Annotated in this window: 20 protein-coding genes; 17 read left to right on the top strand and 3 right to left on the bottom strand. The window is 68.7% G+C overall.

Annotated elements, in window-relative coordinates; genetic code table 11:
- Nucleotides 1–5: 5 nt before the first annotated feature.
- From mycP to ABD366_RS24475, 5 genes are all read left to right on the top strand, one after another.
- Nucleotides 6–1262 carry a type VII secretion-associated serine protease mycosin gene (gene mycP / locus ABD366_RS24495; RefSeq protein WP_411293656.1) on the top strand — a complete coding sequence of 419 codons (1257 nt, stop codon included), beginning with the start codon at nucleotides 6–8 and terminating at the stop codon, nucleotides 1260–1262.
- Nucleotides 1259–1867: a hypothetical protein gene (locus tag ABD366_RS24490; protein WP_324767532.1), complete on the top strand. Its 609-nt coding sequence runs from the start codon at nucleotides 1259–1261 to the stop codon at nucleotides 1865–1867. The genes mycP and ABD366_RS24490 overlap by 4 nt, the downstream gene beginning before the upstream one ends.
- A 184-nt stretch (nucleotides 1868–2051) precedes the next feature.
- On the top strand, nucleotides 2052–2357 hold the full coding sequence (locus tag ABD366_RS24485; RefSeq protein ID WP_324767531.1) for a hypothetical protein: 306 nt from the start codon (nucleotides 2052–2054) through the stop codon (nucleotides 2355–2357).
- A gap of 51 nt (nucleotides 2358–2408) precedes the next feature.
- The gene (locus ABD366_RS24480) at nucleotides 2409–3707 is read left to right on the top strand and encodes a putative T7SS-secreted protein (protein WP_324767530.1); all 1299 of its coding nucleotides are present in this window, start codon (nucleotides 2409–2411) and stop codon (nucleotides 3705–3707) included.
- A gap of 46 nt (nucleotides 3708–3753) precedes the next feature.
- Nucleotides 3754–4278 (top strand): molybdopterin-binding protein, encoded by a 525-nt coding sequence (locus ABD366_RS24475; RefSeq protein ID WP_344442458.1) that lies wholly within the window; start codon nucleotides 3754–3756, stop codon nucleotides 4276–4278.
- A 74-nt stretch (nucleotides 4279–4352) separates the two neighbouring features.
- On the opposite strand, the gene ABD366_RS24470 is transcribed toward ABD366_RS24475, so the two are convergent.
- Nucleotides 4353–5063, bottom strand: coding sequence for a hypothetical protein (locus tag ABD366_RS24470; RefSeq protein WP_324769677.1), 711 nt, complete (start codon nucleotides 5061–5063; stop codon nucleotides 4353–4355).
- 347 nt (nucleotides 5064–5410) lie between these two features.
- Between ABD366_RS24470 and ABD366_RS24465 the strand changes: the two genes are divergently transcribed.
- From ABD366_RS24465 to ABD366_RS24425, 9 genes are all read left to right on the top strand, one after another.
- The gene (locus ABD366_RS24465; RefSeq protein ID WP_324769676.1) at nucleotides 5411–5764 is read left to right on the top strand and encodes a DUF4333 domain-containing protein; all 354 of its coding nucleotides are present in this window, start codon (nucleotides 5411–5413) and stop codon (nucleotides 5762–5764) included.
- A 289-nt stretch (nucleotides 5765–6053) separates the two neighbouring features.
- Entirely contained in the window at nucleotides 6054–6527 is a 474-nt protein-coding gene (locus ABD366_RS24460) for a hypothetical protein (protein ID WP_324769675.1), read from the top strand.
- A complete protein-coding gene (locus tag ABD366_RS24455; RefSeq protein WP_324769674.1) occupies nucleotides 6527–8323 on the top strand; it encodes a hypothetical protein in 1797 nt (598 codons plus the stop codon). Before ABD366_RS24460 ends, ABD366_RS24455 begins: the two co-directional genes overlap by 1 nt.
- A 198-nt stretch (nucleotides 8324–8521) precedes the next feature.
- Nucleotides 8522–9628: a S8 family serine peptidase gene (locus tag ABD366_RS24450; protein WP_344442454.1), complete on the top strand. Its 1107-nt coding sequence runs from the start codon at nucleotides 8522–8524 to the stop codon at nucleotides 9626–9628.
- Nucleotides 9629–9752: 124 nt separating this feature from the next.
- On the top strand, nucleotides 9753–10085 hold the full coding sequence (locus tag ABD366_RS24445) for a WXG100 family type VII secretion target (RefSeq protein WP_324769672.1): 333 nt from the start codon (nucleotides 9753–9755) through the stop codon (nucleotides 10083–10085).
- Between the two features lie 68 nt (nucleotides 10086–10153).
- On the top strand, nucleotides 10154–10456 hold the full coding sequence (locus ABD366_RS24440) for a WXG100 family type VII secretion target (RefSeq protein ID WP_324769671.1): 303 nt from the start codon (nucleotides 10154–10156) through the stop codon (nucleotides 10454–10456).
- A gap of 205 nt (nucleotides 10457–10661) precedes the next feature.
- Entirely contained in the window at nucleotides 10662–12053 is a 1392-nt protein-coding gene (locus ABD366_RS24435; RefSeq protein WP_324769669.1) for an outer membrane protein assembly factor BamB family protein, read from the top strand.
- Between the two features lie 117 nt (nucleotides 12054–12170).
- Nucleotides 12171–13148: a protein kinase family protein gene (locus ABD366_RS24430; RefSeq protein WP_324769667.1), complete on the top strand. Its 978-nt coding sequence runs from the start codon at nucleotides 12171–12173 to the stop codon at nucleotides 13146–13148.
- A gap of 54 nt (nucleotides 13149–13202) precedes the next feature.
- Nucleotides 13203–14177, top strand: coding sequence for a serine/threonine-protein kinase (locus ABD366_RS24425; RefSeq protein WP_344442451.1), 975 nt, complete (start codon nucleotides 13203–13205; stop codon nucleotides 14175–14177).
- A 598-nt stretch (nucleotides 14178–14775) separates the two neighbouring features.
- On the opposite strand, the gene ABD366_RS24420 is transcribed toward ABD366_RS24425, so the two are convergent.
- Both ABD366_RS24420 and eccCa read right to left on the bottom strand, forming a co-directional pair.
- Nucleotides 14776–15129, bottom strand: coding sequence for a DUF397 domain-containing protein (locus tag ABD366_RS24420; RefSeq protein ID WP_324768124.1), 354 nt, complete (start codon nucleotides 15127–15129; stop codon nucleotides 14776–14778).
- Nucleotides 15130–15385: 256 nt separating this feature from the next.
- A complete protein-coding gene (gene eccCa / locus ABD366_RS24415; protein WP_324768125.1) occupies nucleotides 15386–19354 on the bottom strand; it encodes a type VII secretion protein EccCa in 3969 nt (1322 codons plus the stop codon).
- 318 nt (nucleotides 19355–19672) lie between these two features.
- Here eccCa and eccD point away from each other — a divergent pair, with 318 nt between their 5' ends.
- The 3 genes from eccD to ABD366_RS24400 all read left to right on the top strand — a co-directional run bounded on the left by eccD (nucleotide 19673) and on the right by ABD366_RS24400 (nucleotide 24171).
- Nucleotides 19673–21190, top strand: coding sequence for a type VII secretion integral membrane protein EccD (gene eccD, locus ABD366_RS24410; protein ID WP_324768126.1), 1518 nt, complete (start codon nucleotides 19673–19675; stop codon nucleotides 21188–21190).
- A 194-nt stretch (nucleotides 21191–21384) separates the two neighbouring features.
- Complete coding sequence (gene rpsO, locus ABD366_RS24405) at nucleotides 21385–21672, top strand: 30S ribosomal protein S15 (RefSeq protein ID WP_324768127.1); 288 nt, start codon at nucleotides 21385–21387, stop codon at nucleotides 21670–21672.
- Between the two features lie 282 nt (nucleotides 21673–21954).
- The gene (locus ABD366_RS24400; protein WP_324768128.1) at nucleotides 21955–24171 is read left to right on the top strand and encodes a polyribonucleotide nucleotidyltransferase; all 2217 of its coding nucleotides are present in this window, start codon (nucleotides 21955–21957) and stop codon (nucleotides 24169–24171) included.
- Nucleotides 24172–24212 lie beyond the last annotated feature (41 nt).

The raw sequence follows: 24212 nt of genomic DNA, 5'->3' as shown, positions 1-24212 counted from the left end.
CGCAACTGAAGCGGGCCCTGCGGCGCCCGAGCGCGCTGATCGCGGCGACGGCGCTCACCGCTTCCGTGTCGGTGCTCGCTCTTCCGGCGGCGCCGGCCGTGGCGGACAGCGGCGAGTGCACGTTCGGCGGCAAGGAGTACAAGGGGCGTCCCTGGGCGCTGCAACGCGTCAACCTCGACGAACTGTGGGCGAGCGCGACGGGCAAGGGCGTCCGGGTGGCGGTCATCGATACCGGCGTGGACACGCAGAACCCGCAGTTGAAGGACGCCGTCGAGGTGTCGGCGGGGGCCAACTTCCTGCCGCCGAAGGACGACAAGGGCGAGAAGATCGCGGACCGCGGCAACGCACACGGCACCACCGACACGGTCGGCCACGGCACCCGTGTCGCCGGCATCATCGCGGCCCGCAAGGACGAGGAGAACACGGGGTTCGTGGGTCTGGCGCCCGAGGCCAAGATCATCCCCATCAAGCAGAACGACGCCGAGGGCCACGGCGACTCGAACGATCTGGCCAAGGCGATCGACCACGCGGTGCAGCAGAGGGCCGACGTCATCAACATCTCCCAGGACACGGAGAAGGCGCTGGCCGACGACTCCGCGCTGGCGGTGGCCGTGAAGAAGGCCCTGGACAAGAAGATCGTCGTCGTCGCCTCCGCGGGCAACGACGGCCTGGGCGGCAACCAGAAGGCCACCTACCCCGCCTCCTACGACGGAGTCCTGGCCGTCGCGGCCTCGGACCGCAACAACGAGCGGGCCGTCTTCTCCCAGTCCGGCGACACCGTCGGAGTGGCGGCCCCCGGTGTCGACATGATCTCCACGGTCCCCAAGGGCGGCCACTGCTCCGACAACGGTACGAGCTTCTCGGCCCCGTACGTGGCGGGCGTGGCCGCGCTCCTCAAGCAGCACCACAAGGACTGGACCGCGGCGCAGATCGTCGCCCAGATCGAGCAGACGGCGGAGCGTTCCATCCCGGGCCACGACAACCGGGTCGGCTGGGGCGTCGTCGACCCGGTCAAGGCGGTCACCGAGATCGCCGACCCCAAGAACCCGATCGAATCCCCCCGGCCCGACCGCGCCGACACCAACGTCGAACCCCCCGACCTCGCCGCCGTCCACTTCGGCGAGACCGCCGACGAACGCAACTCCCGCCTGGCCACCTACGCGGCGGTCGGCGCGGTGGTGATCGTCGTGGCCCTCGCGGGCGCGGCGGTGGCGGTACGGGACGCACGACGCAGGCGTACGCGGGTGGGACGCGGCGCATGACGGGACTGTCGCTGACCCTCTTCGTCCTGTCCGCCGCGCTGCTGGCCTTGGTGTTCATCAAGGCGAACTGGGTGCGCTCGGTCCGCCGCCGCACCTACCCTTCCGGCGGTGAACTGCCCACGTCCGCCTTCGTGGTGGCGCGGACGGTACTCCTGACGATGGCGGCAGTAGGCATCTGGCAGGGCGCGCAGGGCCTCACGCTGGCGAACGACGCGGAGTGGAGCGACGACGAACTGTCGAGCGCCGTCCACCAGACCGCCGACGACCTCGACGGCTACTGGTACCGCGAGAGCTCGCTCACCCACGACACCCCCTACTTCGACGACTATGGGTCGCTCATCGAGGACACGGTGATCCGGTACGGCGGCGGGGGCGCTCCGCAGTCGGGCGTGGGCGCGTCCGCCGTGTCCGGAGACCCGGACGCCGACGGGGACTTCACCGTCCAGGCGGACGGCACGGACCGGTCCTTCTGCCTCCACGTGGAAACCGCCCGCTGGAAGAAGCAGGACTACACGCCACCGGGCCTCACGGGCGGCGAAGGCAGCGACGCGTACAAGGAGTTGGCGTACCGGCTGACGGTCCGGGCGCGGGGCGGGGCTTGCTGACGCCCCTTCGGACGGGTGTTCTTACGGCGGCTGAGTTGCTGAGTGGCTGTGGGGCTGGAGTCGTGAAGGGCTGGTGAGGGCGGGTTTTCGGGTGTATCCGCGCTGATAGCGTTCATCGACTCAGCGCTGACGCGCGGGTGTGAAGCGGGTGTGCACAGATGCGGTCGGTAAAGGGGGAGTCACCGTGGCCGGTGATCTCGGAGTAGGTCCAGGGGTCCTCAAGCAGGGCGCGAAGGACATGGTGGAAGTACTCAAACCGGTCGAGAAGGTCGACATGGGCGACCCGGCCGAGCTGGCTTCCAAGCTCGGGAACGACGACGCGGCCGCGGCCCTGGTGACGTTCTGTGCCACCTGGGAGTCGGGGGCCGAATTCCTGGCCGACTGTGCGGCCGGCCTGGCAAGCGGACTCGACAAGGCCAACGGTGACTACGAGGACACCGACGAGGCCATCCGGGACGCCGTGAAGAACGTCAAGACGGCTCTGGCCTGACGGTCTCGCTCCAGGCTCAGGTCAGAGAAGAAGAACGGGGATTCCGCACTCATGGCAGCCACGCTCGGGTCGACCGACGATCCGAAGGACCTCATCCCGGGGGAAGCCGACAAGATCGGTTCCATCGAGACCGATCTCAACACGTGGTCGGACAAGTTCGAGAAGATCGGCGACGGCCTGCGCGACCTGCGCATCAAGGGCTGGGTCGGTCAGGCCAGCGACGCCTTCTGGCCCACCCTGGGCAAGGAGAAGACCAACTGGTACTACGCGAGCGACGCGTTGTCCGGTGCCGCCAAGGCCGCTCACTCGTACTCCACCACGCTGACCTGGGCACAGGGGCAGGCCGGGACGGCGATCGACAAGTGGAAGGCCGGTGACCACGACGGCGCCGAGCAGTTGCTGAGCACCGCGCGCAAGCAGCTCAAGGAAGAGGCCGAGAAGCTCACCAAGAAGCTCCACGACCTCGCGGGCGACGCCAAGGACGCCCCCGGCTGGCTGGCGGGAATCCGCAGCGGGGTCGACGCCAAGAAGTGGGCCGAGGACCACGGGGTCGGCAAGGCCGCCATCGCGCCCGAGGCGTGGGCCCGGGAGAAGAAGTCGTGGTTCGGTACTGCGGACAACCCGCGCCACCGCGAGAAGGAATGGGGCAAGGGCGAGGACGGCAGCTGGTACCTCAGGGACAAGACGGCCGCTGAGCCCGGCGCCGACGACGACGCCACCCCCGCCAAGAAGGCCGAGTGGAGCATCAAGCTCGCCGAGTGGTCGGGCAAGGCCAGTGTGTGGTCGGCCGGTATCGACGGCGACGGCAAGTGGGGCGATACGAAGTACAAGTACGAGGCGGGCGTCCAGACGCTGGGAATCGACGGCTCGGTCGGCGCGAGCGTCACCAACGGGCAGTTCCAGGCCGGTGCTTCGGGATCCGCATACCTCGCCCAGGCGTCCGCCAGCGGCAGCCTGGAGTACGGCGTCGGCGGAGCGCAGGCCGAGGGCAAGGCTTTTGTGGGCGCTGACGCGGGGGCGAAGATCTCCGCGGGCAAGGACGGCGTGCACGCGGGCGCGGAGGCGTTCGCCGGAGCCAAGGCGACCGGGTCCGCCTCCGCCGATGTCGCCGGTGTCGGCGCCGGTGTGACCGGCGAGGCCTGGGCCGGCGTGGGCGCCGAAGCCCATGCCGACGTCGGTATGAAGGACGGCAAGTTCACCATCGGCGGCGATGTCGGCGTGGGGTTGGGCGTCGGCGGCAAGGTCGGCTTCAATGTCACCGTCGATCCCAGCAAGCTCGGCGACGCGCTCGGGGACGGTGCGGACGCCGTGGGCGATGCCTGGGACAGCACAGTCGGCAGCTGGCTCTAGCCCGTTTCCAGCCCGAGCCGAAGTTCACTGAAGGATTGGATCCACCATGGCAGCCACGTTGCCGGTCAAGATTTCCTTTTCGCTGCCGGACGGCTGGCGGGCGGCCCCGCCGGACGAGGTGGGCGCGCCGAACGTAGCTTTCGTCGCGCTGCACCCCGACTCCATCGACGAGGGCTTCACCGCGAACATCACCATCTCCGGTGAGATGCGCAACGACAGCGCCACCATCTCGCAGATCGCCGACGAGGCGGTGCCTCGCCTCCAGCAGGGCGGTCCTGTACGCGTCCTGAAGAAGACCGAGATCGGTACGCCGGACCTCCCGGGCCTCACGGACGCCCCCGGAATCGTGCAGGACCTCGTACTCTCCACCACGCTGCGGGGGGAGCCGATCGAGCTGTGCCAGAGCCAGGTGTTCCTCGGCATGGAGGACGTACGGAACCCGGCTCAGCGTGCGGTGCTCGAAATCGTCCTCACTGCGAAGCAGAACCAGATCCGTGAAGTGATCGACGACTACAAGAATTTCCTGCGCACGGTACGCCCGGGCGACGAGCCCGACACCCAAGCTGTGTAGCCGCCACCACGCGCGACAGTGCCCCTTCCCCGCGGCGTTCTCGAACTGACCGGGGCAAGGGGCACTCGGCTTTCTCAGGCGGACGCCCAGGCCTGTGCGGGGATCCGGTCGAGCACATCGCACAGGTAGTTCAGTCGATCCTCGAGCGCCTGCGGGGACAGCGTGCCGGTATACCACGTGAACAACTCGTCGTGGCGTACCCGAAGCGGATTCTTCTCGGCGCGCTGATCCGACAGGAGGAAAGCCCGTACGTCGTCACTCAGAATCGTGCGGGCGAACGTCTGGTCCTCCGTGTCGACGCGGAACTTCTCATCGAATTCCGGTACGCCCAGCAGCGTCCTGGGCCCCCGGCCCATCACCGTGTCGAACTTGCCGGGCCTTCCCACCTGAAGGAACGGCCCCGAGCCGGGCGCCGAGACGAGGAACACCGACTCGAACGTGAGCTTCTTGCTCTCCCCGACCTGGCTGCTGCCCGACAGAGGATTCGAGTACCGGTACTCGAAGCATGTGAACGAGCGGCCGCGGAACTCCCCGGTGATGTAGTGCCAGGCGGTCAGGTTCTCGCCGCTGCCCGGCATGGGGCCCACACCGCAGAACTCGGTGGCCCGCCCGGCCGCGCGCCGTTCGTGCGTCCAGCCGCGCGCCGCGGCGACCTGTGCGAGCTCTTCCCACCCTCTCCGGACTTGCTTGTCCTCCTGGCCGCTGCGGACGAACGCCCTGATGACCAGAGTGAACATTCCGGCGATGAAAGCGAACAAAAGGACCTTGACGAGGATGTCGACCATGGGGCGGATTATTGCGGACGCCGTGTGCTCCTGTGAACCGAGACTTTTTCGGCGGACGACGACACGGCCTTGGTCGCCGGCCCGGTAGCTACCAAGAGCTATAGCCCAACGGGGCCGAGGCACTCATGAGCGGGCGACGGCTCTGCCGTGTGGTCTGTCGTACGCGTAATTCCGCAGTGAAGATTTCTTGCCGATGAGGCGAAGAGTCCATGGAGTGCCGTCAAATGCCCGGTTCGCCGAGGAATGCGGCAAGTGTCGCCCCTTGAAAGCCCCATATGCTGGGCTCGCCGAGAGGGCTCTCCGCTTCCGGCATCCCGCTTCTCTGTTCGCCCGGAATGGAACTCACCATGATCAAGTCCCGCCTTTCCGCCGCAACGTGGGCCCTCTCGGCCGTGGCGGCGGGCGCGATGCTCGTCGGCTGCTCGGCTTCGGTCAGCGTGGGCAAGTCCGATCCGGAACTGTCGAAGGAGAAGCTGTCCGACTTGGTCGCCGAGAAGCTCGCCGCCACGACGGGCCAGCCCAAGCCGGACATCAGCTGCCCCGAGAACCTGAAGGGCAAGGTCGGCACGACCACGCGCTGCAAGCTGACGGCGTCCGACGGCAGCACCCTGGGCGTGACGGTCAAGGTCACCTCGGTCGACGGAGATAAGATCAACTTCGACTACGAGGCGGACCAGACGTTTACGCCGGCCCAGAGCTGACGTCCACGCGGCCTCATCCGATCGGGGCAACTTGCCTGTTGCGCACGGCATTTGAGCCGCGACGGCACGACGCGCGACGCGAGACCGGCGTCGTCTGGGGCGAACCGGGCAAACCGCGACGCCTGATGCGGTGTCGTGACGGAGTTAATGCATAGCTCGGTTGGAGTAGATGTACTGGGTGACTACAGTGGTAAGTGCGTTGTAAGACGCGACTTGCTTTGCGATTGTATGGCGGGCGGTCCGATGATCTCGGTCGGGTGGCTCTACGGGGAAACGGGGAGGGTGCGTCGTGATTCCGGCGGACGGTGGGGGTGTGTCGACGGCTGCGGCAGCCGACCTGAAGGTCGGTGCGGGGGTTCTGCAGACCTTCAAGCAGCGGGTGGACAAGATCCTTCGGGACTTCGAGGGATCGGACGGCAGCTCGTCCAAGGTCGGTCACCACACTTTCACGCAGGATGCGGTGACGAGTGCGGTGTCGTTCTACGAAGCGGTCAGCCTGCACAAGGAGTACGAGACGATCCACGGCAGGATCACTGAGCTCTCCAAGATGCTGGCCCTCCAGATCGAAGCCATGGGAATCGCGTCCCACGGGGCGGAAGTCGGCTTCGACAACCTGGAAGAGGATCAGCGGCGTCGCTTCTGGGCGATCCAGACCAAGATCGACCTTGAGGCCGAAGCCTCTGCCGACCGCAGGGAGCAGAGCGGTCAGCCCGCTCGGCCGCGCGGCGACGACAAGCACGTCGATGTCAAGGGGAATCTCTGATGAGCGGGGACAAGCAGCAGTCGACATCCGGTGCGTCGCAGGAGCCGCAGGGTCTGCCCACCGTCGAAGACCTCGGTTCACCCGAGGACCTGACCAGCGGTCAGGTCGCCATGACCAACGTGGTGCAGACGGTGAACAACGTGATGCGCGGCGCGTTCGGAGCGAAGCCCGGCCGTGCCTATCAGTACGGCGACAAGGCCTCGAACTACGAGGAGCAAGACCTCAACACGATGCTCGACCTCCTTGAGGGCACGAAGCCGAGCCACCTGGAGGAGGCCGGGCACGCTCTGTGGCGGGCCAGCAAGGCGATCAATGACGCGGCCGAGGAGCTGCGCCAGAACATCACGCACGCGAGCGAGGACTGGAAGGGCCAGGCCGGCACGTCGTTCGAGACGTGGGGCAAGGCGCTGGCGGGGACGACGGAGCAACTGGCTTCGTACGCCGAACTCGCGGGTGTCCAGGTCTCCGCCGCGGCAGGCGGCCTCTCCTCGGTCAAGAACTCCATGCCCAAGCAGCGGGATGCGCGTTCGCCTCTCGAGCAGAAGAGGCCCGAGGCTTTCATCACGCCGGAGCAGACGGAGTCCAATCCGGACTACGTCGAGGCCAAAAGGGTCGAGAAGGACCGTCAAGAGGCCATCAACCAGATCAACCGGTTGGCTTCCTTCTACTCCGTATCCGCGCAGGGCCTCAACCAGTTGCAGAAGCAGGAACCCACGTTCGAGGCCATGCCCAATGTGGGGGTGCCGAAGCCTCAGGGCGAGCGGAGCGTGACTCCCGGTGGCGACGACGGAGGCAGCGGCTCCTCCTCCGGGCACGCAGCCGAGGTTGCCTCGCCCAGGCAGACCGCGATCACCGAGCACACCCCTGGCCATGTGGCGGCTTCGGACGTGAAAGACGTCCCCGGCTCGGTCACCCGCCCCGGGCCGGCGGTGGGAACGAACATCGACAGTGTCGGGACTCTCCCGCCACCGACCACCGACATGCCGGCCACGACTGTGCCATCGGCGACGGGTCCCGGTGGTGGCAACACCAACACGACCACGCCCTTCGCTCCCGGCTACACCAACCCGGGGTCTCCTCGCTCCGCATCGACGGCCTTCGGCCCCGGCGGATCCAAGACTCCCTCCGTCAACCAGGGGCGTACAGGAAGCACGAGCGGCACTTCGTCGCCGGGCCGCGGTACAGGTAACGGCCCCATGGGACGTGGGACTTCGACCGATCAGTCGGGTTCCCGTGGCGGCACCTCGGGGGGTCGGTCCCCCGCCACGGGGCGCGGAATCTCCGGCGGTACCCCGCGCGCGAGCGGGCCCGCGGCAGGGCGTACCGGCGAGACGGGAACGACCGGCGCAAACCGCAACGGAGTCGTCGGCGGCCGGCCGACTTCCAACACCGGTTCCACGGGCAAGAACGGCCAGAGGGTTCCTCGTGGCACGGTTGTCGGTGGGGAGACCCCGGCCGGCTCGCGTACAGGAACGGGGCGTGTCGGGCAGCGCGGTGTGCTGGGCGCACCCAGCTCAGAAGCCGCGATCGCGAAGTCCGCGAGCGGAGGCAGGCGCGTCCAGGGTGCGTCCGAAGCCGTCACGGGCAAGCCCACCGGTCGTAACGGGGCGGGGCGCACCGGACGCGGGGGATTCACCTCAGGCGGTTCAGGGCTGGTGCGTGGCCCCGGACGGAACCAGAAGCCCGGCGAGCCCGAAGAGACTGAAGGTACGCAGAGACCGGACTACCTGGTCGAGGACGAGCAGACCCACCTGCCAGACGATCCGCGGCGCAACCAGCCCCCGGTGATCAACTAAGCGCGAGCGAGGACGTACATCAGCATGAAGTCAGGCACCGGCCGTCGAGGACCGAGGACCGCGCGGGCGCTCTCGCGCACGGCCAGACACCTCTGCGTCGTTGGCGCGGCGTTCGGAACCGTGCTCGGCGCGGGTGTCGGCTTCGCTCCCGCGGCGGCGGCAGACGACGTCCACTCCCGTCAGTGGTACCTGGACGACATGCGGGCCGAGCAGATGTGGAAGGTCAGCACGGGCAAGGACGTCAAGGTCGCGGTGATCGACACCGGCGTCAACGCCAACACGTCGTCCCTCAAAGGCCAGGTGCTCGCGGACGAGGTGACGGGTGACGTCGCCTATCACGCGACGCGGGACTACAAGGGCCATGGCACCACGATCGCTGAGATGATCGCCGGGACCGGTTCGGGTGGCGGCATCCAGGGCATCGCGCCGGGCGCGAAGATTCTGCCCTACCGGATCCTGCTGGACAGTCTGAAGGACAAGGCCGAGCGGGCGCACACTCCTGCGGACTACAAGGCCGTCCGTGCCGCGGCCGACAGTGACGCAAAGATCATCAACATGTCCTTCGGAAGCGAGTACTCGGACCCCGAGCTGAGGGCGGCGATCAAGTACGCGTCCTCCAAGGGCAAGCTGTTGTTCGCCGCCGTGGGCAACGAGGCCAAGAAGAACAACCCGGTTGAGTACCCGGCGGCCTACCCCGGTGTGGTGGGTGTCGCCTCTTTGGGCGAATCCGGGGAGGTCGGTGAGTTCTCGCAGCACGGGGACTACATCGACCTCTCGGCTCCGGGCCTCGACCTGCCGTACTGGTGTGACGAGGGCTTCAAGTCCTACTGCACCAGCGGAGCGGGGACGAGTTTCTCCTCGGCCTACGCCTCGGCCTCCGCCGCCCTGATCTGGTCCGCCCACCCCGACTGGACCGCGAACCAGGTTCTGCGCGTCCTGATCGAAACGGCTGCTCGTGACTGGCCGAAGAACAAGCCCAGCAACTACTTGGGCTATGGCGTGGTTCGCGCGTCGCAGAACCTGCTCGACGGCAAGGGAACGCCGGGAGCCGCCAACGTCGACCCGATCACCAACGAGCAGACTTCAGAGGCCAGTTCGGGTTCGGACACGCCCCCTTCCGCTTCTGCATCAGGCTCGTCACAGCCCTCGCAGAAGGCTTCAGATGTCCCCGCCGAAGCGGCAGGATCGGAAGCGAAGTCGTCAGATGACAGCAACACGCTGTGGATTGCGCTCGGTGCGGTTGCCGCGGTGATCGTGATCGGGGGCGGGGGGTTCGCTGTGATGAGGGCGCGGCGCGGGCAGTAAGACTTTCAACCGTGGAGTTTCCTGCACTCTTGGGCGGGCCACGGGGGAGCGGTTCGTGCCCCGGCTGGGGCATGAACCAACGCAGTTGGAACTAGAGGCAAACCTAAGGAAAGGCAGGAGCGCCATGGCCAGCGGGCAGCAGAAGCTCGAAGACCAGCAAGTAATCCAGCTTGAGAAGCAGATGTCGGAGAAGTACGACGGCATCCGCAAGCGCGTCGCCAACCTGCAGGGTGTTATCGATGGCCTTGAGGGACAGTGGAAGGGCATCGGTAAGCACGCGTTCGACAAGAAGCAGAACGAGATCAACGAGTCTCTGCAGAAGATCGGCAACATCCTCGCCGACGTCATCGACGCGATGAACAAGACGCGCAACATCAAGGACAGCTCGGAAGACGACGTGCGTGCGGCGGCGGACAAGATCACCGTCACCGGCGGCTCGTCCCTCAGCAGCTACTGAGCGAAGCCGGATGACGGCAGCCGAAGTGCGTCAGAAGCAGATACACGAGCGAGACGAGGTAGAGAAACATGGCTGGTGGTAACAGCGACGGGCTGCTCGTTACATACGACGGGCTCGACCAGGCGGCGACCCAGATCGGTAACGAGGCGAAGGCCCTCGAGGCCGACCTGCAGGAACTGAAGCAGCTGGTGGTGAAGAGCCAGGAGTACTGGGCCGGTGAGGCGCAGGGCACCTTCGGCGAGAAGCTGCAGAAGTGGGACAAGGAAGCGGCCGACATTCACACGGCGCTGACGGGCATCGGCCACGTGGTCGGACAGTCCGGTGGTACGTACATGGATGGCGACAAGAAGGCGTCCAGCTACTTCCAGTAAGAGGGATTAGCTTTCGTCGCTGGGTGGGCACGCGCGGGAGGTGCCCACCCTTCTTGTTGCCCGAACTCCGTAACGTAACTCGCCACGATCAACAGAGGTCTTCGTCATGAGTTTCGGTCCCCCGCCGTCTCCGTTCACGCAGTCGACGCGTGCGGCAGATGAACGCGCGAAGCGCCGGCGTACCAGGACGTGGTTCTCTCTCGTCGTGGCGTTGGTGGTGGTCATGGCCGGCGTCGGATGGGTCCTTCTGCGAGATGGCGGCAAGGACGGCGGCGAGTCGTCGCTCGACGCCAAGTCCTTTCGGCAGCCCGCTGACGACGAGGTGCGAGAGACCGTCGAGAGCCTTCCCAAGGGGGGTGCAGGGCGTCTGGTGTCCGCGATCGGGGACGCCAAGCTCAAGCCGCTCGAGTCACAGAACACCCCCGGCACATGGGCAACGGACAAGATCTTGGCGAAGGGCCTGGGGAACACCCTGCAGGGATTCAAAATCGATGCCGATGACGAACTCGCCTGGCACCGCCAGCTGTCCGGAGCCATTTGCGGATGGACTCAGGACGTGACGGTCGGCGGCAGCACGTCAGTCCTTTTCAAGGACACGGATGGTGGCTGCACCAAGCTCATCTTCTTCGAAGTGGACACGGGCGAAAAAGTATGGGAAGCCTCCGTCCCGTGGAAAGAGGATGCTCTGAGCCGGTATCCGAACGTCACCCTGGCCAAGGGCGTCGTAGCGGTCGCCTACGGCAGCGGGTCCGCAGGGTTTGACATGCAGACCGGAAAGAAGCTGTGGACGCGGAACCGCACGTCGATCTGCCGTGAAGGCGGATTCACGGGTGGGCGAGCACTGCTGCTCCGGCAGGATTGCCACACGAAGGATGGTAATTCGTATTTCAGCGTCCAGCGCATTTCCCCGGACACAGGGAAATCCGAATGGGTCTACAAGGCGAACGAGCACCTGAACTTCGTCTACCTGATCTCCGCGGACCCGGTGGTCCTCGCGGTTTCGGCAGGTCAGGTGGATTTGACGGACCTCATCACTCTTGACCGGAACGGTAAGTACCAGACGACGATCCGTTTCGAGAACAACCATTATCAGGTGAAGTGCGAGGAAGGTGTTCCCGCGACCGCGGAGGACTCCTCGATGTTTTCGGCGGTGGACCAGTGTTCGCGCGTGGTCGTTTCCCAGGACCAGGCCTTCATCACCACCGGCGAGGTGACAGAGGGGGTCTCCCACGAGACGAACTCGATCGTCTCCTTTGATCTGCGGACCGGGCACACCGGAGTGAAGTTCGACGCCGGAAAGGACCAGGAACTGTTCCCGCTGCGAATGAGCGGTGAGCGGCTGTTGGCCCTCAAAGCAGGGACGGACAATTTTGCCCCGACACAACTGGTCAGTCTCGATCCGAAAACCGGCAAGGAAAGCAGTTACTTCTCGTTCAGCGCCTTCCAGGAAGCGTCGATCCTGATCAGCCCGACCTCGAGCGACATCGTCGTCGAACACGGCAGGATCTTCTTCGGAAGCCGCGCCGTGCAGGGTGGCGGGAAGAAGGAAGAACCCGCCTATACGTGGCGTGCGTTCGGCGTGGGAAGCGCACGGTAGGAGACGCAGTCCATAGTGACTCACGCAGTCAGGGCTGATTTGGTGGAGAGGTCGCACGTGCAGAGGGTCGCAAGCGCTGGTGGGGCGGGGCGTCGTGCGCAGCGCGTGGGGCCGTATGTGCTCCTGACTCCTCTCGACCGTTCGGGCGCCGGAGGCGGCACGACCGCCCCCGCCGTCCGGCACATCGCCCGCACCCCCGAAGGCGACCGCACGGTCCTCCTCAGCGCCCCGCTGCCCGGCGTGGACCCCGCCCGTTTCATGGCCGAGGCCGACGCCTCCCGGTACCTGGTGGGGAACTGGGTGCTGCCCGCCGTCGAGTTCGCCGGGCCGGGCGAAAGGGCGTGGCACGCCGCCCCGTACCTTCCCGTCCTGCCGCTGCCGACGGCTCTGGCCGTGCATGGAGGGCCGTTGCCCGAGCGGACGGTGCGGGCCCTCGGGGTCGCCCTCGCCGAGACGTTGTCCGTGATCCATGGGCAGCACCTCGTCCACGCCGGAGTCTCGCCGGCCGCCGTGCTCATCGCCCATGACGGGCCCCGGCTCGGCAGCTTCGGTGCCGTACGCGCCGCCGCGCCCGACGGGATCGTACGAGGCTGTGGGCTGCCAGGCGTCGATGCGAGCGCGCTGGCACCGGAGCAGGCGGCGGGTGGTATGCCGCGGCCGCTCGGCGATGTGTACGGGCTGGGCGCGACCCTCGCGTACGCGGCCACCGGCAGCACGATGCCCGAGCGGGACGAGCTGCCGCCGTGGTTGCGGTCGGTGGTCGGGGCCTGTTTGTCGCGGGACCCCGCGCATCGACCTCAATTGGCCCAGATGCTCGCGCAGTTGGGGTCCGATGTCGGACCGGACAGCGGTCCCGGCGGGCCGGGTGGTCCGGCCGTGCAGGCGCAGGGCTTCGGCGCCCCCGACCGTGCCGCAGCCCTGCTCGGCCCCGGCTGGCTGCCCGCCCGTATCGCCGCCGCTCTCGCGCACCAGGCCGCCTCCGTTCTCGCGGCGGAGACGGCCGTCGAGCCGCAGCCGACGCCGCCCACCCCTCAGGCGTCCGCGCACGCGGTGCACTCCGGCCCTCGCACCCCCCACACGCCTCACATGTACTGACACCCACCCCCCACATCCATTGACACCGACAGACCACACGGACTCGACGCCCCTATGCCGACACCCCTCTCCCACGACGACCCCGCGGCCCTCGGCCCGTTCCGCCTCATCGCACGCCTCGGCAGCGGCGGTATGGGGACCGTGTACGTCGCTCGCAGCGCGGGCGGCCGCACCGTAGCGCTCAAGACCATGCACCCGGGCATCGCCGAGGACCCGGCGGCGCGGGCGCGGTTCCGGCTTGAGGTCGACGCGGCACGGGTGATCGGTGGGCAGTTCGGGGCCGAGGTCTTCGACGCCGATCCGCTGGCGGTGCCGACTCCGTGGTTCGCCACCGAGTACGTGCTCGGGCCGCCCCTCGACGAGGCCGTCGAGGCGGTCGGGCCGCTGCCCGAGCCGGCCGTGCGCGCGCTGGGAGCCGCTCTGTGCGCGGCGCTCGGCCAACTGCACCGCAGCGAGGTCGTGCACCGCGACCTGAAACCGTCCAACCTCCTCGTCACCGCGTACGGGCCGAAGGTCATCGACTTCGGGATCGCGCGGGCCATCGGTGACGACCGGCTGACGCGGACCGGCTCCGCCGTGGGAACCCCCGCCTTCATGTCGCCGGAGCAGGCCACCGGTCTCGAGCACGGAGCGGCCGGTGATGTCTTCGCCATGGCCGGTGTGCTGGTGTACGCGGCGCGCGGCAGCGGGCCGTTCGGGCGGGGGCAGGCGGCCGATCTGCTGTACCGGGTGCGGTACAGCGAGCCGGACCTCACCGGCGTACCCGCTGCCCTCGTCCCCGTACTGGCGCGGTGTCTGCACAAGGACCCGGCGCAACGGCCCACCACCGATCAGCTTGCTGCACAACTGCACGACGGGCGGGGGGAGTTCGTCGACCACCTGCCGCCCGAGCTGCTCGCGGTGCTCGGGCGGCGGGCGGCGGAGGTGTGGCGGTTGCGTCCGCAGCGGCTGCCGGCCCCACAAGGTTCAGCGGAGACGGCGCCCGCGGTCCCACCACGAGGACCGCATCCTCCCGGCGCGCGCTCCTGACCGGAGGAGTGGCGGTGCGTGGTGGCGGCGTTCGGAGAACGCGGTCAACGGCGCGAAAAGGGAAGGTGTTTGCGCCGACAGCACACCCCGGCAGACGCAGGTGGTGAACAGCACGGAGTGCCGGTTGAGCCCCGGGCACGACACCGGGGCGCCTACGTCTCCGCCCGCCATGGCGACCTGGGACGAGGCAGGAGTACCCCGTCGCCGAGGCGCAGACGCTGCTCGCCGCCGACGAGGAGGCCGTGTACTTCCTCATCCAGGACGGCCGGGTGGGTGGCGTTGAACGGGCCGACGCGAAGGTGCGCTGGACGGCCGGGGCTTCCGCCGAGTTCCGGGACCAGGGGCCTGCGGATGGAGGCCGTCGTCGCCGGCACCACTTCCCGACGGCCACCGGATACGGAAGGTTCTGGCCGTCGACACCCGCACGTCGGCCCGGCCCGCGAGCGTCGCCAACACGATGACCGCCGCCAGAGGAGGAGCACCGCGGCCGCCCCGCCCGCGCTCACCCGGTGCCGGCGGAGCGCGTGGACGGACCGGCGGACGGGGTGCTCGGATCCATGGGATGGGGCCGCGGCGCGCAATCGGGTTGCCGGTACTGCTACTGAGCCTGCTCAGAGCCCTGCCCGGCCGCCAGCCCCCCATTCGCCGCCGTCGGCTCCAGGTCGAACTCGCCGTCCCGCGCGCCGAGGACGAACGCCGTCCACTCCGCCTCCGTGTACCGCAGCACCGTCTCCGGCTCCAGCGACGACCGCATCGCGACCGCGCCGTCCGGCAGGTACGCGATCTCGACGCGCTCCTCCTGGTCCTCCGTGCCCGGGGCGCTGTGCCACTCCACGCCGGAGATGTCGAGCGCGTACAGCTCGTCCTTCTCGCGCTCCTTGCGGGCCTTCATCTCCTCGGGGGTCTCGGGCTGCCGAGACTCCCGCGCGGTGGGCTCCTGTGCATCCGCCATGGTGAGCGGCCCCTTCCGGACGTACGAACTGCCTGTGCGGTCACCCTACTTGGCGCGGCTCCGCCGACCCCCGACTCCCACCACAAACCCTCCGTATGCGGGACGACGAGCGGGACGACGCGCAGGACGACGCGCAGGACGTTGCGCAGGAAGTACGGGCACGATGCGCGGCAAGTACGCGAGACGGCGCACGACCGTACGCAGCCAAAAGGGGCCGCACCCGCCAAGATGCGACCCCTTCCCCGATCCGCCGTGCCTACTGCTCCAGGCCGATCTGGATCAACGGCTTGCCGCGCTTGCGCGACACGAACGTGCCCCGGCCCGCGGGCATCGGCCGCGGCCGCACCCCGCCGAGCAGGTCGCCCTCGTTCGGGTCACCGGCCAGCACCACACCCTGCGCGCCCAGTTCCTTGATGCGCTGCATGAAGGCCTCGTATCCGGCGCGGCCGGAGCCGGCTGTGGAACGGGCGATGATGAAGCGCACGCCGACGTCGCGCGCGAACGGCAGCAGCTCGGTCAGGCCCGAGAGCGGGTTGCCGCTCGACGTCGACACCAGGTCGTAGTCGTCGATGACGACGTAGACCGTCGGGCCGCGCCACCAACTGCGGTCGCGCAGCTGCTGAGCCGTCACGTCCGCGGTCGGCGTACGGCGCTGCATCAGATCGACCAGCGCGTCCATGTGGTGCGACATCTGGTTCGACATCGGGATGTACTCGGCCAGGTGCGAGGCCGGGGTGACATCGAGCAGCGAGCGCCGGTTGTCGACCACGAACAGCTTGCAGGTGTCGCCGCTGTAGCGCTGCGTGAGCTGCCTGATGAGCAGCTTCAGCAGGTTCGACTTGCCGGACTCGCTCTCGCCGAAGATCAGGAAGAACGGGTCCTGGTCGAAGTCCACGAACACCGGCTCGAGGTTGTCCTCGTCGAGCGCGAAGGAGATACCGCGCTCCGGGAACCGGTCACCCGGCGGCAGCTGGCGCGCGGAGAACTCCCGCGGCAGCAGCCGGACCTCGGGGGCACCCGGCTGCGTCCAGTGCCGGGTGACCTCCGCGGCGAGCGCGGACGTGGCCTCGGCCAGGTCCGTGTCCGACGACAGGCCGTCGATACGCGGGACCGCCGCCATGAAGTGCTGCTTCTGCGGGGTCTGGCCACGACCGGGCACACCCGTCGGCACATTGGCCGCGATCTTGCGGTCGAACTCCGAGTCCATCGTGTCGCCGAGCCGCAGCTCCAGGCGGTTCATGAGGTGGTCCTTCATGTTCGCCCGGACCTCCATGGACCGCGACGCCGTGAGGATCACGTGGATGCCGTAGCCGAGACCGCGCGCGGCGATGTCCAGGACGAGCGGCTCCAACGCCTCGTAGTCCGTACGGAAGTTGCCCCAGCCGTCGATGACCAGGAACACGTCACCCCACGGCTGGTCGGTCATCGAGATGTCGCCCCGCGCGCGGCGGTTGCGGAAATCTGCGATCGAGGCGATGCCCGCCGTACGGAAGTACTCCTCGCGGCGCGTCAGCACGCCGTAGACCTCGGCCGCCGTACGGCGCACCTTCTCCGGGTCGAGGCGCGAGGCCACGCCACCCACGTGCGGCAGGCCCTGCACCGCAGCCATACCGCCACCACCGAAGTCGAGGCCGTAGAACTGCACTTCCTGCGGGGTGTGCGTCAGCGCGAACGACGCGATGATCGAGCGCAGCAGCGTCGACTTGCCGGACTGCGGACCGCCCAGAATCTGCATGTGACCGGCCGCGCCACCGAAGTCGATCCACAGCGGGTCACGCCGCTGCTCGTACGGCTTGTCGACGAGTCCGACCGGGACGACGAGGCGTCCGGCGCCCTCGTAACCGGGCTGTGTGAGCCCGCGGCCCTGTACGGGCGTGAGGCCGGGCAGCAGCGAGTCGAGCGAGGGCGGGCTGTCCAGCGGCGGCAGCCACACCTGGTGCGCCGCGGGACCCTGCGCCTCCAGGCGCCGCACGATCACGTCGAGCACGGTGTCGGCGAGCGCGTCGTCCTTGTCGTCGCGCGGCGCCTCCTCCTCGCGCTGCTGCGGCACCGGGGCGTACTGCACGGGGACCTCGGCCGCAGTGAACAGCGCCGGGCGCCGGTCCACCGGAAGAGCACCGCCGGGCGTCGAGACCCGCACCGAACCGGTGCGGTACACCCCGGACACGTAGGCCGCCTTGAAGCGCACCATTTCGTCGGTGCCGAACTTCAGGAAGCCGGAACCCGGCACGTTCGGCAGCTCGTACGCGTCCGGCACACCGAGCGCGGCACGGGACTCGGCGGCGGAGAAGGTCCGCAGACCGATGCGGTAGGACAGGTACGTCTCCAAGCCGCGCAGGCGGCCCTCCTCCAGGCGCTGCGAGGCGAGCAGCAGGTGCACGCCCAGCGAACGGCCGATGCGGCCGATCTGCACGAACATCTCGATGAAGTCCGGCTTCGCCGTCAGCAGCTCACTGAACTCGTCGATCACCAGGACGAGCGAGGGGATCGGCTGGAGCGGGGCACCGGCCGCGCGTGCCTTCTCGTAGTCGTGGATGTTCGCGTAGTTGCCCGCGTCGCGGAGCATCTCCTGGCGGCGGTTGAGCTCACCGCGGATCGAGTCACCCATACGGTCGACGAGGGTGAGGTCGTCCGCGAGGTTCGTGATCACGGCCGCGACGTGCGGCATCTGGGCCATGCCGGCGAACGTGGCGCCACCCTTGAAGTCCGCGAGGACGAAGTTCAGCGTCTCGGAGGAGTGCGTCACCGCGAGACCGAGCACCAGGGTGCGCAGCAGCTCCGACTTACCGGAACCGGTGGCGCCGACACACAGACCGTGCGGGCCCATGCCTTCCTGGGCGGCTTCCTTCAGGTCGAGCATGACGGGCCGGCCGTCGTCACCGACACCGATGGGCACGCGCAGCCGCTCGGCCTGCGAGCGGGGGCGCCAGGTGCGCTTGGTGTCGACGGTCGCCGCGTCGCCCAGGTTCATCAGATCGGTGAACTCGAGGTTGGCGAGCAGCGGCTCGTCGTCGCTGTCACCGCCCGACGCCATGCGCAGCGGGGCGAGCTGCCGGGCGAGCGCCTCGGCGGCAGCGTACGAGAGCACGTCCGGGGTGCCCTCGTAGACCATGCCGTGCGCCGACTCCAGGCGCAGCACCTTGGGCTGTACGACGACGGAGAGGTCGCCGCGGCCCGCCGCGAGGTCGCCGGGCACGACCTCCAGGACCGTCACGCCCTGCAGGCCCTCGGGGCTGGCCAGCAACGACGTGGGAGGCAGGGAGAGGCCGTCCAGGACGACGACCAGGTGCGGCTGCTCGGGCACGGGGGCGCCGCCGGGGTGGAAGCGCGGGCGGCCCTCCAGGCGGGTGCCGAGCAGCTCCTCCAGCTCGCCCGCGTCAGTGGTGATGAGGCGGCGGCTGCCCGCGCCGTCGGTGAGCCCCGGCACCTGGTTGTGGGGGAGCCACTTCGCCCACTCCCACTCCGGTACGGTCTGGCGCCCTGCGGCGACCGCGATGACGAGGTCCTCGGGGGAGTGCATGGAGGCGAGGGAGGCGACCAGGGCGCGCGCGGAGCCGCGTACGGTCGTCGGCTCACCGCTCACGGACACGTGGTAGAAGGCGCGCAGCGACACCGCCATCGGCAGCTCTTCGAGCGTGCTGTGCGTGGCGAGGAAGCGCTGCATCGCCCCCGCGGTCAGCGGCTCCAGCTCATCGACCGGGGCGGTCTGCGGCGGCACCAGGGGAGTGGCCAGACCCTGCGGGCCGAGGCCCACCCGGACCTGCCCGAAGTCCTCGTCACCGCTGCGCCGCTCCCATACGCGGCTGCCCTCGGCGACCAGTGCCCACAGTTGCTCGGGGGAAGGGTGCAGGTAGTACTGCGCGTCGCGCTGCTTGCGGGCCGTGCCCAGGGCCTCCCGCCGCGTCTGCGACAGATAGCGCAGGTAGTCGCGGCGCATGTCCGCCATCTGCCCCTGGTTGCCCTTGCGGTAGCGGGCCAGCATCGCGATGCCCATCGCGATCGTGGACGCCACCATCACCATGCCCATGATCTTCATGAAGGGCTGGGCCTGCGGATTGAAGAAGAACACGACCGAGCCGCCCATGCCGAGCATGGGCAGGATCTGCATCAGCGCGCCCTCTTGCTGCCCACGCGGCAGCTCCGGCGGAGGCTGCAGCACCACCTCCTCGGTGGGCACCTCGGACGGCAGTGCCCGAGGTGGGCGCTTGACGACGATGTGGCTCACTCTGCACCAATTCCCTTGCCGGACCGAGTTGTTCCGTCCGCCGCCCCGTGTCAGGCGGACGTCGATCGCGGTTCGCGATCCTACTGACAACCACTGACACAGGCGGGCGGTAGGGTGCCGGTGGTACGCGTGAGCAGTTGCGAATCCGCCCGGGAAAACCGGGCAATCCGCACGGTTCGGAACGTGCGCCGGGCCCGATTTCCGGGCGCGAGAGCGCTTGTGACCGGCCCCGCGGGACGCGCGGCGCAACGTACACAGGATCTTTACAGAGGGTCTCGGAAGAGCCTTCGGAAAAACAAGGGGGAACAGCAGGTGAGCATGACGGCCTCCGCGCCGACCGGCCGAGCCGGCGCATCGGGCACCGGAGCCCCTGCCACAGCGGGCACGGGCCTCGGCTTCTGCCGCGTCACCATCGTGGCGCCCGACAGCCGCATCGACGTGGCGCTGCCCGACGACGTACCGGTCGCCGACCTGTACCCCGAGATCCTGCGGCTCTCCCAGCAGAGCCCGGCCGAGGGCGCCCCCGTCGGCTACCACCTCGTACGCCGCGACGGCACGGTGCTCGACAGCGCCCGCTCGTTCGCCGCGCAGCGCATCCTGGACGGCGAGCTGCTCACGCTGCGCCCGTTCTCCGAGTCGCTGCCGCCCGCGGTCTTCGACGACGTCTCCGAGGCCGTGGCCTCCGCCGTCACCAAGGACCGCACCCTGTGGAGCGGCGACCTCACGCGCGCGGCGGGCCTCGTGGCCGGCGGCATCCTGCCCGCCCTGATCGCCTTCGTGGCCTGGAACTCCCAGCTCCGCCACGACATGCACAGCCTCCAGGGCATCCTGGCCGCCGTCGCGGGCCTCCTCCTGGTCACCTTGGCGTGCGTCCGCGCACGGGTCTACGGCGACCGCGGCTCGGCCGTCGCCCTCGGCCTCGGCGCCCTGCCGAACATCGCCGTGGCGGGCTCCGGCCTGCTGCCGCTCTCCGAGGGCCAGGGCATCGGCCGCCTCCAGTTCCTGCTCGCCTGCGCGGCGGTCCTGGTCGCCTCCGTCGTCCTCACCCTGGTCTCGCCCGGCGGCGACGGCCCCTTCGTGGCCTTCGTCTTCGCCTCCCTGATCGGGCTGCTGACCACCTTCATCGCCAACCTCACGGACCTGAAGCCCATCGAGACGGCCGCCATCGGCGCGCCGCTCGCCGTGAGCGCCCTCGCCTTCCTGCCCGGCCTGTCGATGCGCTTCGCGCGACTGCCCATCGGCTTCGCGGCGCCCAACCCCGCGCGCGCGGGCTACGACTCCACGGGCGAGACGGCCGACCCGCACGAGGCCGTCGACGCCGAGCGCGTCGCCGCCCAGGCCCGCCGCGGCCACGAGCTGCTCGTCGGTCTCGTCGGGGGCTGCGCCCTCGTCTCCGTAGGCGCGTCCATCGTCCTCGGCTTCTCCAGCAACGTATGGGGACAGCTGCTGGCCCTGGCCACCGGCATCGCGATGCTGATGCGCGCCCACCTGTTCCGCTACACCGCGCAGGTCGGCTCCACCCTCGCGGCGGGCCTCGCGGCCCTCGTATTCCTGGGCCTCGGTCTCGCCCTACACCCCCCGATGTCGTACGTGCGCGACGTCCTCCTCAAGAACGACACCACGGCGCTCGACATCCGCACGGTGTGGATCGCCGCGGCCATCGGGGCGACCACAGCCCTGGTCACCGCGATCGGCCTGATCACCCCGCGGCGCGGCGTCACCCCCTTCTGGGGGCGTTTCCTGGAGATCGCCGAGACGTTCGTGCTGCTCACCCTGATCCCGCTGGCCCTCGCCGTCTTCGACGTCTACGCGTCGGCGCGCGCGATGACCAGCTGAAACAGCGGGAACGGAAACCCGGTCGGGGGCGCTCCCGGCGGCTGGTACGCTGTGTGACGGCCGCTTGTGTACGCGCCCCCAGCTGAATCCCGGGGGCAGCGCCCGGCGGATCCCCGGCTCCGAGTTACGGAAGCTCTCCTGAGATGTAGACCAGGGGCGCTCGGTGGCCACGAAGAACACTACGAGGAGTACGCGTGTCGCTCGACGCCGCTACGAAGAAGCAGCTCATCTCCGAGTTCGGCCAGAAGGAGGGCGACACCGGCTCCCCCGAGGTCCAGGTCGCCATGCTCTCCCGCCGTATCTCGGACCTCACCGAGCACCTCAAGACGCACAAGCACGACCACCACTCGCGTCGTGGTCTGCTGATCCTGGTCGGCCAGCGTCGCCGCCTTCTGCAGTACCTGGCCAAGAAGGACATCCAGCGCTTCCGTGTGCTGGTCGAGCGCCTCGGCATCCGCCGCGGTGCGGCCGGCGCCCGATAAGACGCCATGAAGGGGAGCGGTTCCCACTCTTGAGGGGGCCGCTCCCTTTGCTGTACGTGCGCACTGTCACCGACGCTTTGTAGTCTGGTGACGTACGAAGAGGAGAAGCGCACCCTCGCCGCCGCCGGTCCTCGGTAGTGGCCCCCGGAGACGCAAGAGGATCCCCGGGAGCTTCGATCGAAGACCGGCCCGCATTCACGGCGCGCTTCTCCGCCCGTCCCGCTGCCACACGGGTAGCAGTGGACAAAAGACGAAACAGACGAAAGTAACGGAGAATTTTTAGTGGAGAACGAGACCCACTACGCCGAGGCCGTCATCGACAACGGCTCCTTCGGCACCCGCACCATCCGCTTCGAGACGGGCCGCCTCGCCCGCCAGGCCGCCGGCTCCGCCGTCGCCTACCTCGACGACGACACCATGGTGCTCTCGGCCACCTCGGCCTCGAAGAACCCCAAGGACAACCTCGACTTCTTCCCCCTCACGGTGGACGTCGAGGAGCGGCAGTACGCCGCGGGCAAGATCCCCGGCAGCTTCTTCCGCCGCGAGGGCCGCCCCTCCGAGGACGCCGTCCTCACCTGCCGCCTGATCGACCGCCCGCTGCGTCCGTCCTTCAAGAAGGGCCTTCGCAACGAGATCCAGGTCGTCGCCACGATCATGGCGCTCAACCCCGACCACCTGTACGACGTCGTCGCGATCAACGCCGCGTCCGCGTCCACCCAGCTGGCCGGTCTGCCCTTCTCCGGCCCGGTCGGCGGCGTCCGCGTCGCGCTGATCAACGGCCAGTGGGTCGCGTTCCCGACGCACACCGAGCTCGAGGACGCCGTCTTCGACATGGTCGTCGCCGGTCGCGTCCTCGAGGACGGCGACGTCGCGATCATGATGGTCGAGGCCGAGGCCACCGAGAAGACCATCCAGCTGGTCGCGGGCGGCGCCGAGGCGCCGACCGAGGAGGTCGTGGCCGCCGGTCTCGACGCCTCGAAGCCCTTCATCAAGGTGCTGTGCAAGGCCCAGGCCGACCTCGCCGCGAAGGCCGCCAAGCCGACCGCCGAGTTCCCGATCTTCCTGGACTACCAGGACGACGTGCTCGAGGCCCTGACCGCCGCGGTCAAGTCCGAGCTCTCCGCCGCCCTCACCATCCCGGGCAAGCAGGACCGCGAGGCCGAGCTGGACCGCGTCAAGGGTCTGGCCGCCGAGAAGCTGCTCCCGCAGTTCGAGGGCCGCGAGAAGGAAATCTCCGCCGCGTACCGCTCGCTGACCAAGTCCCTGGTCCGTGAGCGCGTCATCAAGGAGAAGAAGCGCATCGACGGCCGCGGTGTCACCGACATCCGCACCCTGGCCGCCGAGGTCGAGGCCATCCCGCGCGTGCACGGCTCCGCCCTGTTCGAGCGTGGCGAGACCCAGATCCTGGGCGTCACCACGCTGAACATGCTGCGCATGGAGCAGCAGCTGGACACCCTCTCCCCGGTGACCCGCAAGCGCTACATGCACAACTACAACTTCCCGCCGTACTCCGTCGGTGAGACGGGCCGCGTCGGCTCCCCGAAGCGCCGCGAGATCGGCCACGGCGCGCTCGCCGAGCGCGCGATCGTGCCGGTCCTGCCGACGCGCGAGGAGTTCCCCTACGCGATCCGCCAGGTCTCCGAGGCCCTCGGGTCCAACGGCTCGACGTCCATGGGCTCGGTCTGCGCCTGCACCATGTCGCTGCTGAACGCCGGTGTGCCGCTGAAGGCCCCCGTCGCCGGTATCGCCATGGGTCTGATCTCCCAGGAGATCAAGGGCGAGACGCACTACGTCGCCCTGACCGACATCCTCGGTGCCGAGGACGCCTTCGGCGACATGGACTTCAAGGTCGCCGGCACCAAGGAGTTCGTGACGGCTCTCCAGCTCGACACGAAGCTCGACGGCATCCCGGCCTCGGTCCTGGCCGCCGCCCTCAAGCAGGCCCGTGACGCCCGCCTCCACATCCTCGACGTGATGATGGAAGCGATCGACGTCCCGGACGAGATGTCCCCGAACGCCCCGCGGATCATCACCGTCAAGATCCCGGTGGACAAGATCGGTGAGGTCATCGGCCCGAAGGGCAAGATGATCAACCAGATCCAGGAGGACACCGGCGCCGACATCACGATCGAGGACGACGGCACCATCTACATCGGTGCCGCCCAGGGCTCGCAGGCCGAGGCCGCCCGCGCCACGATCAACGGCATCGCCAACCCGACCATGCCGGAGGTCGGCGAGCGCTACCTGGGCACCGTCGTGAAGACGACGACCTTCGGCGCGTTCGTGTCGCTCATGCCGGGCAAGGACGGTCTGCTGCACATCTCGCAGATCCGCAAGCTCGCCGGCGGCAAGCGCGTGGAGAACGTCGAGGACGTTGTCGGCGTGGGCCAGAAGGTCCAGGTCGAGATCGCCGAGATCGACTCCCGCGGCAAGCTCTCCCTCATCCCCGTCGTCGAGGGTGAAGAGAGCGACGAGGCGAAGGACGACACCGACAAGTGACGTCTCGTAACACCAAGACGACGGCCCGCACCTCCTCGGAG

The organism is Streptomyces kunmingensis, assembly GCF_039533535.1.
In the GTDB taxonomy this organism is placed as follows: Bacteria; Actinomycetota; Actinomycetes; order Streptomycetales; family Streptomycetaceae; genus Streptomyces; species Streptomyces kunmingensis.
The sequence above is the reverse complement of the archived record's forward strand: the minus strand, read 5'-3'. Positions and strand labels throughout refer to the sequence as shown.